This is a genomic window from Mesorhizobium sp. M0663, from assembly GCF_040320585.1.
Taxonomy (GTDB): domain Bacteria; phylum Pseudomonadota; class Alphaproteobacteria; order Rhizobiales; family Rhizobiaceae; genus Mesorhizobium.
In genome coordinates this window covers 331,278-343,381 of record NZ_JAMYPX010000003.1, presented here as the reverse complement: position 1 = coordinate 343,381, position 12,104 = coordinate 331,278, and the positions used below count along the sequence as shown (strand labels likewise).

Below are 12,104 nucleotides of genomic sequence, written 5' to 3'. Positions count from 1 at the left end.
CGAAGAACCAGCGGAAAAAGATCCATGAGCAGCATTCTCACCATCGCCGACCTCAAGGACCTGGCGCGCCGCCGCGTGCCGAAGATGTTCTTCGACTACGCCGATTCCGGCGCCTGGACCGAAAGCACCTACCGCGCCAACGAAGAGGATTTCCAGAAGATCAAGTTCCGCCAGCGTGTGCTTGTCGACATGGACAACCGCTCGCTGGAATCGACCATGATCGGCGAGAAGGTGACGATGCCGGTGGCGCTGGCGCCGACCGGCATGACCGGCATGCAGCATCCGGACGGCGAGATGCTGGCGGCCCAGGCGGCGGAAGAATTCGGTGTGCCGTTCACGCTGTCGACAATGAGCATCTGCTCGATCGAGGATGTCGCGGCGGTGACCAGGAAGCCGTTCTGGTTCCAGCTCTATGTGCTGCGCGACAAGGACTTCGTCTTCGATTTGATCGATCGCGCAAAAGCGGCGAAATGTTCGGCGCTGGTGCTGACGCTCGACCTGCAGATCCTCGGTCAGCGCCACAAGGATATCCGCAACGGGCTTTCGGCGCCGCCGCGAATGACGCCGAAGCACCTCTGGCAGATGGCGACAAGGCCGCGCTGGTGCGTCGGCATGGCCGGCACCAAGCGCCGGAGCTTCCGCAACATCGTCGGCCATGCCAAGGGCGTCGGCGACCTCGCCTCGCTGTCGTCGTGGACGAAGGAGCAGTTCGATCCGCATCTGTCGTGGAAGGACGTCGCCTGGATCAAGGAGCGCTGGGGCGGCAAGCTGATCCTGAAAGGCATACTCGACAAGGAGGATGCGCTGATGGCGGCCAGGACAGGCGCCGACGCGATCATCGTTTCCAACCATGGCGGCCGCCAACTCGACGGCGCCTCGTCGTCGATCATGGCGGTCGAAGAGATCGCCGACGCCGTCGGCGACGCGATCGAGGTGCATATGGACGGCGGCATCCGCTCCGGCCAGGACGTGCTCAAGGCGCTGTGCCTCGGCGCCAAGGGCACCTATATCGGCCGGCCTTTCCTGTACGGCCTCGGCGCACTCGGCAAGGAAGGGGTTACCAAGGCGCTGGAAATCATCCGCAAGGAGATGGACATAACGCTGGCTCTGTGCGGAAAGCGTCTGGTCACCGACATGGGCAAGGATCAGCTTCGGCGCTAAAGTCCCGTGACGGCATGACCACGGAGGCGACGCAGGCATTGACGGAGCCCGGCATCAGTTTCTACGAGGCGCGCGGACCGCAAGGCATGCGTCTCTACGCGATCGGCGATGTGCACGGCCGGCTCGACCTGCTGACCGCCATGCACCGGCGGATCGAGGCGGAGCTCGGTCAAAGGCCGTCGGCCGATTGGCGCGTGATCCATCTCGGCGACTATGTCGATCGCGGCCCGGACTCCAGGGGCGTCATCGATTTCCTGATCGACGCGCAAAGACGCGATCCGCGTCACCTGATGCTGGCCGGAAATCATGATCTCGGCTTTCTCGATTTTCTCGATGTCCCCGATCCGGACGGGCTGTTCATGCGCTATGGCGGCATCCAGACGGCGCTATCGTATGGTGTCTCACTCGGTGGGAGCAGCGCCTGGTTTGGCCGCGCCGATGCGGCATTACGGCAAGGGCACGCCGCACTGGTCGAGGCGGTGCCGCAGAACCATGTCGAGTTCCTGCGCTCGCTGGCCTTTTCAGTGACGTTCGGCGACTTCTTCTTCTGCCATGCCGGCATCCGGCCCGGCATTGCGCTGGAAAGCCAGACCCGGCAGGACCTGATCTGGATCCGCGAGGTCTTCCACGACCACACCGGTCTTCATCCGAAGATCGTGGTGCACGGTCATACGCCGGTGCCCAAGCCCGAGATCACCGGCAACCGCGTCAATGTCGACACCCTCGCCTGGCAGTCGGGAAACCTCACCGCGCTCGTGGTGGACGGCGCTGACAAGCATATCCTGACAGTGACGGATAAGCGGGCGTAGGAAAGGCGTGGGATTACGAGCAGAGAGGCTAGCGAAGCGCGGCGGTGACGCCGTAGCCGTCAACGGCATTGTGGTTGTTGGCTGCGTCGGCGGAATAAATGCCGAGGCCGCACAAGACGATGGCCGACAACATGGCAAAGGACAAAAAGGCTGCTTTCACGGACGTCATCTCTTGTTGAGCTTTCTGCATCTATGCACGAGCGGGTTACCAATGCGTTGAAACGCGAAATACGTCGCAAATGTCTGACGGTTTCGCGCTTCTAGGCATGTTCTGTATCGGCGGTGTGTCGCGCGGGTCACAGGAAAGGTTCATCGCGGTTGCACGCAAGATGCAGAGCGGGCGCCTTTTAGGCTGGCGCACAGACACAGGCCAAGGATGAAACGCGTTATCCCCGGCGGATTTGCCGCCGCGTGCCAAATATGCAACGTCGCCAAATACGTTGACTATATGAGCCGTCAGATCGTCGCCACCCAGGCGCGGGCGATGGCCAGGCCGGCGGCATCGGCTTGCGGTCCGTTGCGGGCCATTTCATCGTCGAGCCGGCCCGCCCATTCAGGATGCCGCTCGGCGATCAGCGGTGCGAAGGAGGTGCTCCAGTCGCGCACCATCGGACTGTCGGCCTCGAAATGGAACTGGAAGCCGTAGACGGCGCGGCCGATGCGGAACGCCTGGTTCTCGGCGACGGCATTGCCGGCCAGCCGCACGGCAGTCTCGGGCAAGACAAAGGTGTCGTCGTGCCATTCGAAGATCGGGAATTTTTCAGGCAAGGCGGCGAGCACCGGATCGGCCTGCGCCGCCGCGGTGAGCGCGACCTCGTACCAGCCGAACTCCGACGCGCCGCCGATCTGGTTCTCGCCGCCAAAGGCGCGCGCGACCAACTGGCTGCCGAGGCAGATACCAAGCACCGCGCGATCCCTCTCGGCAAAGTCGCGTGTCAGATCGAGCAGACCCGGAAAATAAGGACAGAGCTCGTCGTCCAGCGCATTCTGGGCGCCGCCGAGCACCACCATGGCGTCATGCCCGCCGCTATCTTGCGGCAGCGCGTCGCCGCGGTAGGGACGGCGCAGGTCGATATCGGCGCCCGCCTCGACAAGGGCCGCGCCGATCTGGCCAAGGCCCTCATTGTCGAAGTTCTGGACAACCAAGACCCGCATCGAAACCTGCTGACATGAAATTGATGCAACGAGCGATATCATGGCACCAGCATTGCAGCCAACAGGGAACGCCTATGCCACTGCAAAACCGGGTCGACCCGTTCGGCGCCATCCATGCCGTGCCGGAGCGCGGCCTGTTCATGGGCAATCGCGGCATCATTCACGACCCCGAGACGAGAACGCTGTTGAAGAAGCGCTGGGCGCTGCAAGCCTGGATTGTCTGCGTCTGCGAATTCGGCAACGTGCGGCGCGAGCCGATGGGGCGCAACCGGGCTGGCGGCAAGGCCGGCTGGACCGAGCTGTTTTTCCTCGACGAGGTGACGGCACTTGCCGCCGGCCACCGTCCCTGCTTCTTCTGCCGGCGCGAGCGGGCCAGGGATTTTGTCCGGCGTTTCGGCGACGCCTTCGGCATTGCCGAGCCACGCGCGCCGCAGCTCGACAAGCGCCTGCACAAGGAGCGCCTGGCCCCGGGCGGACGAGCGACGAGACTGAAACCGGAAGCGCTTGCGGACTTGCCGGACGGCACGGTGATCTCGTCAGGAAACAGGGCGTACGCCCTGTTTGATGGCGCGGCGCTGCCCTGGAGTTTCGGCGGTTATGGCGAACCGGTGGGGTTCGGCGGTTTTACCGACCGTCCAATCGGCATGCTCACGCCGGCGACAACTGTTTCGGTGCTGCAGAAAGGCTACGAGCCTGTCTGGCATCCTTCCGCCGAGGCTTGACGCCGAGGGTGACGTTGCCGCATTCCTCGGCGATGCGCGCCAATTACAAGATGCAGCGGCTGTTCGTGCCGGACGGGCTTGGACCGGACATCGAGTTCGACGTCGGCCCGCAGCAGAGCCATTATCTCTCGCACGTGCTGCGGCTCGGCGAAGGCGCCGAAATTCTGGTCTTCAACGGCCGCGACGGCGAATGGTCGGCGGCGATCGCGGCGAAGTCGAAGAAGGCGTTGCGGCTGAAGTTGCTGGCATTGCAGCGGCCGCAGCCGCCGCTGCCCGATCTCGTCTATTGCTTCGCGCCGCTGAAGCAGGGGCGGCTCGACTACCTCGTGCAAAAGGCGGTGGAGATGGGCGCCGGCATCCTGCAGCCGGTCATCACCCAGCATACGCAAGTGACAAAACCCGGCATCGAGCGCCTGCGCGCCAATGTCGTCGAGGCGGCCGAACAATGCGGCATATTGGCGGTGCCGGAGCTGCGCGAAGCGGAAAAATTCGAGCGCCTGCTGGCGGGCTGGGACCGTGAGCGGCGGCTGATCTTCTGCGACGAGGATGCATCGACCAACAGTCCCCTGCCGGCATTGCAGGCGGTGCGGGAGAACAAGCTCGGGCTGCTTGTCGGGCCGGAGGGCGGCTTTTCCGACGAGGAGCGCAGGATGCTGAGAGCGCTGCCTTTCGTTACCGCCATTCCGCTTGGGCCGCGCATCCTGCGGGCGGACACGGCGGCCGTAGCAGCACTGGCGCTGATCCAGGCGACAATCGGGGATTGGTGATCAATTCCAGTCACCCGCTGGCTCAGGATTTTTCGCTTGATCGGCTACTGACATTTCGTCCATCTAGCGCCGGCAGTGGCCGCGCGTCCTTTCGGGCGCGCAAAGGACGCTGTAGCATATTGATTGGGCACATGATCCTTTCCGAAAATCGAAGCCGGTTTTCGGGGCCATGTGCGGAGGGCTATTATGGCGCGCGATACTACCGATTTCCGGCCGATCGAAGGCGTCGACGAACTCGTGGAGCACCTGGCCGAAGGCAACAAGCCGCGCGACAAATGGCGCATCGGCACCGAGCACGAGAAATTCCCGTTCTATGTCGACGGCAATGCGCCGGTGCCCTATGGCGGCGAGCGCGGCATCCGCGCCATCCTCGAAGGCATGCAGGACAAACTCGGCTGGGACCCGATCATGGATGCCGGCCGCATCATCGGCCTGGTCGAGCCGACCGGCCAGGGCGCGATCTCGCTGGAGCCCGGCGGCCAGTTCGAGCTGTCCGGCGCGCCGCTGGAGACGATCCACCAGACCTGCCGCGAAGGCAATGCGCATCTGGCGCAGGTGCGCGAGATCGCCGAACCGATGGGCATTCGTTTTCTCGGCCTTGGCGGCAGCCCGAAATGGTCGCTGGCCGAGACGCCGAAAATGCCGAAATCGCGCTACGAGATCATGACCCGCTACATGCCCAAAGTCGGCACCAAGGGCCTCGACATGATGTACCGGACCTGCACGATCCAGGTGAACCTCGACTTCGAGAGCGAAGCCGACATGCGCCGCAAGATGCAGGTGTCGCTGAAGCTGCAGCCGCTGTCGACGGCGCTGTTTGCCAACTCGCCCTTCACCGAAAGCCGGCCGAACGGCTTGCAGAGCTGGCGCGGCGAGATCTGGCGCGACACCGACAATCAGCGCTCCGGCCTGCTCGAATTCTGCTTCTCGCCCGATTTCGGCTTTGCCGATTATGTCGAATGGGCGCTCGACGTGCCGATGTATTTCGTCATCCGCGACGGCCAGTACCATGACATGACGCACATCACCTTCCGCCAGTTCATGGCGGGTGCTGCCCGCAACGAACTGCCGGACGGGCTGCCGACGATGGGCGACTGGGCGAACCATCTGTCGACGCTGTTCCCGGACGTGCGGCTGAAGCGCTTTCTCGAAATGCGCGGCGCCGATGGCGGGCCGTGGCGGCGCATCTGCGCGCTGCCGGCCTTCTGGGTCGGGCTGCTCTATGATGCGGCTGCGCTCGACGCGGCCGAGGCGCTGACCTCGAGCTGGAGCTACGACGAAGTGCTGGCAATGCGCAACGCAGTGCCGGAACAGGGCATTTCGGCGCCCTTCCGCAACACGACATTGCGCGAGATCGCCCGCGACGTGCTCGTCATCTCGCGCATGGGACTGAAGAACCGCGACCGCAAGAACCGCGACGGCTACGACGAGACGTCGTTCCTCAACACGCTGGACGAGGTCGTCGCGCGTGGCACCACCAGCGCCGAAGAGATGCTCTCGGCCTACCACACACGCTGGGGCGGCTCGATCGAGCCGGTGTTCATGGAATACGCGTATTAACGCTTCGCTATCCGCTTGGCCGATGGTCCGGCAAATTCGCTTCAATCAGTGATGGAAACGAACTAGGCTTCTCCAACGAGGATTTCCCGGAGGAGAAAACAATGCCTTCATTGTTCGATATTCTGGCACAGGCCCAGAACGGCAACGGCATGCAGGCGCTGGCCCAGCAGTTCGGGCTTTCGCAGCAGCAGACGCAGGCGGCGGTCGCGGCGCTGCTGCCGGCCTTTTCGCAGGGGCTGAAGCGCAACACGGCGGACCCTTATGGGCTCGGCTCCTTCATGACGGCGATGGCAAGCGGCCAGCACGCCAAATATTTCGAGGATGCAAGCCGGGCCTTCTCGCCGCAGGGCCTCGATGAAGGCAACGGCATTCTCGGCCATTTGTTCGGCTCGAAGGACCTGTCGCGGGCCGTCGCCAACCAGGCCGCGCAGGCGAGCGGCGTCAGCCAGCAGGTGTTGCAGCAGATGCTGCCGGCAATCGCCTCGATGATGATGGGCGGGCTGTTCAAGCAGACCACCAACCAGTTAGGCGGGCAGATACATGCGGCAGGCGGTGGCGGCAATCCGCTTGGCGAGCTCATCGAGCAGATGATGCGGCAGGCGGGCGGCGGCGGCCAGGCGCCGGCCCCTCAGCCTGCAGGCCCCACGGATAACCCGCTCGGCAAGGTGCTGCAGGATATGTTCGGCGGGCAGCAGCCGCAACAGACGCAGAGCCCTTACGGCGACAACCCGCTGGGCAAGGTGCTGCAGGATATGTTCGGCGGCGGTGCACCACAGCCGCAGCAGCCGCAGAACCAACCCCAGCAAACACAGAACCCTTATGGTGACAATCCGCTCGGCAAAGTACTGCAGGACATGTTCGGCGGTGGCGCACCGCAGTCTCAGCCGCGTCAGGCGCCGCAGCAACCCCAGGCGCCGCAGCCGCAGGCCAATCCGAGCGGCAGGCCGAGAAATCCGTTTGACGACCTGTTCGGCAAGATGTTCGAGACAGGCGCCCAGCAGCGCGACGACTACCAGAAAGGCATGGAGTCGATCTTCGACCAGTTCAAGCAGGGCATGGGCCGGCGCTAGACCAGACACCGGCAACCAATCATCAGTGCCGCCCAAAAAAGAAAGCCCGGTCCTGGGAGGACCGGGCAGCGCGCAGGCTGGCCGGGGGGATCCGGCAGGGAGTGGGGAGCCTGCGTAACTTAGTGGCGTCGTGCCTCAAAAAGGTTCAACGCGCCCGAACGGCGAAACCACGCGATCACACGACCTTGCAGGCAATATCCTCGATCGTTTCGGCGCGCTCGACCGCGATGACGCGAAGCCTTTCTGTCGGATCGCGGCCAAAGGGTACACCGACAGCGACGTGCAGGTCGGCGCGGGTCAGGCCGATGTCGGCGAGTTCGGCATCCGACATCTCGCCGAGGCGATAAAAGGCGCGGCGGTTTCTCCAGGCGCGGTAAACATTGGCAGCGGCATTGGCCACGCGCGTCGCAACGGCCGGACGCGAGGTGATGCGCGAGGTCTCGGTAGCGAAATCAAACGTAGCCATGTCGGTCTCCTTCACATTCGAACGGGCGAAACCGGTCGATCGGGCGCTGGCGACAGCGGCCGTTCCGGCTTCGATTCACATGCCTTCATGTGGACAATCGGAATTTGCCATGGCCCGATTGATTAATCCAACGAATGTTTCTAATCTTTAGCATCAGCATCAATGATGGATTAGGCCAATGAAAGCGCCGCTCGATCTCGATCAGTTGCAGACCTTCATCTCGATTGTCGACACCGGCAGCTTTACCCGCGCGGCGGAAGCGGTGCATCGGACCCAGTCTGCGGTGTCGATGCAGATGCGGCGGCTGGAGGAACGGATCGGCAAGCCGCTGTTCGAAAAAGACGGCCGCACCAACAGGCTGACCGAGGAAGGCGACAGACTGCTCTCCTACGCAAGGCGGCTGCTCTATCTCAACAAGGAAACACTGGCCGCCTTCGACGACCGCCGGCTCGAAGGCACCATCCGCATCGGCACGCCGGACGATTATGCCGATCGCTTCCTGCCAGAGATCATGGCGCGGTTTGCCCGTTCCAACCCGCATGTCGAACTGACCGTTATCTGCGAACCGACGCCGGGACTGGTCGAACACATCAAGCGCGGCAATCTCGACCTGGCGCTGGTGACGCACAACGACGCGCGTGGCCAGTCGGAAGTGGTGCGGCGCGAACCGCTGCTGTGGGTTACCTCGGCCAACCATGCGACGCATGAGCAGCCGATCCTGCCGATGGCCTTCGGCCGGCCGAACTGCATCTGGCGGCGGGCCGCCGCCGACGTGCTCGATCAGCAGAGCCGCGACTATCGCATCCTGTTCACCAGCTTCTCTGCCACCGTCATCGCAGCCGCGGTGCTTTCCGGTCTGGCGATCTCGGTGCTGCCGGAATGCGCCCTGCGGCCCGGCATGCGGGTGCTGGGCGAGGCCGACGGTTTCGGCGCCCTGCCCGATTGCCGCATCGGCATCATGCGCGGTCAGACCTCGCGGCCGGAGATCGTCGACGCGCTTGCGCGCCACATTTCGGAGAGCCTCGACAATATTTCCGTGCCACTCGGCGAGGAGACCGGCACGTTCGATTTCGCCGCCCTCGCCTTCGCCAAGATGAAGCGGACCAAGCCGAACCAGATTCTGCCGGGCTGGTGATCGCGCGATTGGGGCGGACATCGAACACGGCCGCCTTGACGCCGGCCAGCAATCGTCCCCCAATCGGCCGATGAGCGACGCAGCATCCGAATCACGCACCAACGCCACCGAATATACGGTGAGCGAAATTTCCGGCGCGCTGAAGCGTACGGTCGAGGACGTCTTCGGCAATGTACGGGTGCGCGGCGAGATTTCCGGCTATCGCGGACCGCATTCCTCCGGCCATGCCTATTTCTGCCTGAAGGACGATCGCGCGCGGCTCGACGCCGTGGTGTGGAAGACCACGATGAGCCGGCTGAAATTCCGTCCAGAGGAAGGCATGGAGGTGATCGCCACCGGCCGGCTCACCACCTATCCCGGAAAGTCGAACTACCAGATCGTTATCGACAATCTCGAGCCGGCCGGTGCCGGTGCGCTGATGGCGCTGCTGGACGAGCGCAAGCGCCGGCTGCAGGCCGAAGGCCTGTTCGACGCGTCGCGCAAGCGGCGTCTGCCGTTCATGCCCTGCGTCATCGGCGTCGTCACCTCGCCGACAGGCGCCGTCATCCGCGACATCATCCACCGCATCAAGGATCGGTTTCCACTGCACGTGCTCGTCTGGCCGGTGCGGGTGCAGGGCGAGACGGCGGGTGCGGAAGTGACGGCTGCCGTCAACGGCTTCAACGCACTGCCATGGGACGGCGCCATCGCGCGGCCCGATCTGTTGATCGTGGCGCGCGGCGGCGGCAGCCTGGAGGACCTGTGGGGGTTCAACGACGAAGCGCTTGCCCGGGCCGTCGCCGCTTCGGGCATTCCGGTGATTTCTGCGGTCGGCCACGAGACCGACTGGACATTGATCGATCTGGCGGCGGATGTGCGGGCGCCGACGCCGACAGGCGCCGCCGAGATCGCCGTGCCGGTCAAGGTCGACCTCGAAGCGACGCTTGCCGGCCTTGGCGCGCGGTTGAAGACCGCACTGTCCCGCAATTTCGAACGCAAGCGGCAGGCGGCACGCGCGGCCGCCCGGGCGCTGCCCTCGCCCGACCAGTTGCTGGCGCTGCCGCGGCGGCGCTTCGACGAGGCGACGAGCCGGCTCGGCCGGGCGCTGTCGGTCAGCGTCGAGCGCAAGCGAGCCAGGCTTCTGGGGCAGCGGCTGACGCCGGCGACTTTGTCGCGGCGCATGAACGAAGCCCGCACGCTGACCCGTCGCGACCTCGCCCGTGCGCAAGCGGCGTTCTTCGCCATCGTGCGCGAGCGTCGAGCGCGGTTTTCACGCACGGCGACCAGACTGTCACCGGCGCCGATCGCAAGACGGCAGAAACTGCAAGGCGATGCACTGCTGGCACTGACGCGGCGGCAGGACCAGGCAATTTCGCGGCGGCTGGACCGTCTGCGTGGAAAACTGACGCAGGCAGACCGGCTGCTGGCGACGCTCTCGCACAAGGCCGTGCTGGCGCGAGGCTTCGCGCTGGTCAAGGATGCGGACGGCGCGGTGGTCAAGCATGCGGCGGAAGTGGCGTCGGGAATGGCGCTTTCGCTGGAGTTCGCCGACGGCACCGCCGATGCAGTCGCCATCAGTGGCACGGCGCGGCCGAAGACGGTTGCCAAGCCCGCGGCCAAGCTCAAGGCGCCGGGCGGCCAAGGTTCGCTTTTCTGAGGAAAAAATGACCGACCCGCATCTCGCGACGCCCTCGGGCAAACTGCGCGCCCGCGCCTTCGCGATCCCATTCGATGGCACGCCAGGCCGCTTCAATGCCATCACCGATGTGCCCGGCGTGACGGTCGGCTATACCACGCTGATCTCAGGGGACGGGCCGCTCGTCGTCGGCAAGGGTCCGGTACGCACCGGCGTGACCGCGATCCTGCCATGGCCCAGAGACGAGTTGGCCGTCCCTGCGTTTGCCGGCGTGTTCAGCGCCAATGGCAATGGCGAACTGACCGGCTCACATCTGATAGAGGAGCTCGGAGCGTTCAATCTTCCCATCACCATCACCAACACGCATTCCTGCGGCGTCAGCCGCGACGCAACGTTGCGCTGGATGCAGACGGTGCTGCCGCAATCGCTCGACAGCGCCTGGGCGCTGCCGGTGGCGGGCGAGACTTACGACGGCTTCCTGAACGATATCAACGGCCACCATGTGAGCTTCGAGCACGTGTTTTCCGCGCTCGAAACGGCTGAAAGCGGGCCGATCGAAGAGGGCAGCGTCGGCGGCGGCACAGGCATGATCACCTTCGGCTTCAAGGCAGGGTCCGGCACATCCTCGCGCAGCGTCGACTGGAATGGAGAGCGTTTCACGATCGGCTGCTTCGTTCAGTCGAATTTCGGTGCACGGCGAAACCTCGTGATCCGTGGCATCAGAGCCGGAGCGGAACTCGCCGAACCGGCGATCCGGGACAACACGCCGCGAGCGGAAAAGAGCTCGATCATCGCGATCGTCGCCACCGATGCGCCATTCATGCCGCATCAGTTGAAAAGACTGGCGAAACGCGTGCCGCTCGGCGTGGCGCTGATCGGCGGCTATGGATACAATTCGTCCGGCGATATCTTTCTGGCCTTCAGCACGGCCAATCCCGACGCGGCGCGCGGCGCGGCCGGCAAGCTGGTCAGCGCCGGCTATATACCGGATGCCGACATCAACCCGTTCTTCGACGCCGTCATTCAGAGCGTGGAGGAAGCCATCCTCAACGCACTGGTCGCCAATGACGACATGACCGGGCGCGACGGCAATTTCGTGCCGGCGTTGCCGAAAACATGGCTTAAGGAGAGATTTGGCAAAGCTGCGCGGCGATAAGACCGCGCAACTGCATCAGACAGGCAATGTTGCCCGGCAAGTTTTGCCGGAGGCGGTCCGTCAGCCGGCAGGCTTGTTGGAATTCCGCTCGTCCTGATCGGCCTCGGCCGCCTCTTCGAGCCTTGAAGCAATGAGCTCCTGAATGTCGCCGACCTCTTCCTGGATATCCTCCAGGGGTATGCCGGCTTCGGCAGCCTTGGCCGCACATTCCCTGGCGAGGGTCTCGGCCTGCTTCTCGATTCTGGCTGGCGAGGGCTGGCAGTGGACTTTTTCGCCAATCCACCCGCGCAAGAACTCGATCGCGTGTTCACTCATACTGCTGTTTCCCTAGCGGCTATGCCGGTTGGTATTCATAAACGTCGGCATCTTCGAAAAGATGCGTGCTGCCATTCGAGCCGAGTCGGCTTCGCCCGGCAAGCCGAACTTGTCCGAGGTCCACAGAGCTGAAGGGAATGGAGGGTTCAAGGAGCACGTTCTAGTTCTTGAGG

General features: G+C 64.2%; 13 protein-coding genes. 9 read left to right on the top strand and 4 right to left on the bottom strand.

What is annotated here, in order from left to right; genetic code table 11:
* The first annotated feature begins 24 nt into the window (after positions 1-24).
* Both NKI54_RS08075 and NKI54_RS08070 read left to right on the top strand, forming a co-directional pair.
* The gene (locus NKI54_RS08075; protein WP_352634631.1) at positions 25-1,161 is read left to right on the top strand and encodes an alpha-hydroxy acid oxidase; all 1,137 of its coding nucleotides are present in this window, start codon (positions 25-27) and stop codon (positions 1,159-1,161) included.
* A gap of 38 nt (positions 1,162-1,199) precedes the next feature.
* The gene (locus tag NKI54_RS08070; RefSeq protein WP_352634747.1) at positions 1,200-1,970 is read left to right on the top strand and encodes a metallophosphoesterase; all 771 of its coding nucleotides are present in this window, start codon (positions 1,200-1,202) and stop codon (positions 1,968-1,970) included.
* Positions 1,971-1,998: 28 nt separating this feature from the next.
* Here the strand turns inward: NKI54_RS08070 and NKI54_RS08065 are convergent, their stop codons facing one another.
* Both NKI54_RS08065 and NKI54_RS08060 read right to left on the bottom strand, forming a co-directional pair.
* Positions 1,999-2,130: a hypothetical protein gene (locus NKI54_RS08065; protein WP_280952144.1), complete on the bottom strand. Its 132-nt coding sequence runs from the start codon at positions 2,128-2,130 to the stop codon at positions 1,999-2,001.
* Positions 2,131-2,426: 296 nt separating this feature from the next.
* A complete protein-coding gene (locus NKI54_RS08060; protein WP_352634633.1) occupies positions 2,427-3,125 on the bottom strand; it encodes a type 1 glutamine amidotransferase in 699 nt (232 codons plus the stop codon).
* 74 nt (positions 3,126-3,199) lie between these two features.
* Here NKI54_RS08060 and NKI54_RS08055 point away from each other — a divergent pair, with 74 nt between their 5' ends.
* The 4 genes from NKI54_RS08055 (at position 3,200) to NKI54_RS08040 (ending at position 7,244) form a co-directional block, all read left to right on the top strand.
* Entirely contained in the window at positions 3,200-3,847 is a 648-nt protein-coding gene (locus NKI54_RS08055; protein ID WP_352634635.1) for a hypothetical protein, read from the top strand.
* A gap of 32 nt (positions 3,848-3,879) precedes the next feature.
* The gene (locus NKI54_RS08050; RefSeq protein WP_352634749.1) at positions 3,880-4,614 is read left to right on the top strand and encodes a 16S rRNA (uracil(1498)-N(3))-methyltransferase; all 735 of its coding nucleotides are present in this window, start codon (positions 3,880-3,882) and stop codon (positions 4,612-4,614) included.
* 186 nt (positions 4,615-4,800) lie between these two features.
* Positions 4,801-6,174 (top strand): glutamate--cysteine ligase, encoded by a 1,374-nt coding sequence (locus NKI54_RS08045; RefSeq protein ID WP_352634637.1) that lies wholly within the window; start codon positions 4,801-4,803, stop codon positions 6,172-6,174.
* Positions 6,175-6,275: 101 nt separating this feature from the next.
* Positions 6,276-7,244 (top strand): DUF937 domain-containing protein, encoded by a 969-nt coding sequence (locus NKI54_RS08040; RefSeq protein WP_352691086.1) that lies wholly within the window; start codon positions 6,276-6,278, stop codon positions 7,242-7,244.
* A 175-nt stretch (positions 7,245-7,419) separates the two neighbouring features.
* Here the strand turns inward: NKI54_RS08040 and NKI54_RS08035 are convergent, their stop codons facing one another.
* Positions 7,420-7,710 (bottom strand): DUF1127 domain-containing protein, encoded by a 291-nt coding sequence (locus NKI54_RS08035; RefSeq protein WP_031213160.1) that lies wholly within the window; start codon positions 7,708-7,710, stop codon positions 7,420-7,422.
* 178 nt (positions 7,711-7,888) lie between these two features.
* Between NKI54_RS08035 and NKI54_RS08030 the strand changes: the two genes are divergently transcribed.
* The 3 genes from NKI54_RS08030 to NKI54_RS08020 all read left to right on the top strand — a co-directional run bounded on the left by NKI54_RS08030 (position 7,889) and on the right by NKI54_RS08020 (position 11,616).
* Entirely contained in the window at positions 7,889-8,845 is a 957-nt protein-coding gene (locus tag NKI54_RS08030; RefSeq protein WP_023680469.1) for a LysR substrate-binding domain-containing protein, read from the top strand.
* Positions 8,846-8,915: 70 nt separating this feature from the next.
* Positions 8,916-10,481: an exodeoxyribonuclease VII large subunit gene (xseA, locus tag NKI54_RS08025; RefSeq protein ID WP_352634642.1), complete on the top strand. Its 1,566-nt coding sequence runs from the start codon at positions 8,916-8,918 to the stop codon at positions 10,479-10,481.
* A gap of 7 nt (positions 10,482-10,488) precedes the next feature.
* On the top strand, positions 10,489-11,616 hold the full coding sequence (locus tag NKI54_RS08020; protein WP_352634644.1) for a DmpA family aminopeptidase: 1,128 nt from the start codon (positions 10,489-10,491) through the stop codon (positions 11,614-11,616).
* A 60-nt stretch (positions 11,617-11,676) separates the two neighbouring features.
* Here NKI54_RS08020 and NKI54_RS08015 read toward each other — a convergent pair whose 3' ends face one another.
* A complete protein-coding gene (locus tag NKI54_RS08015; protein ID WP_023677464.1) occupies positions 11,677-11,931 on the bottom strand; it encodes a DUF768 domain-containing protein in 255 nt (84 codons plus the stop codon).
* Positions 11,932-12,104 lie beyond the last annotated feature (173 nt).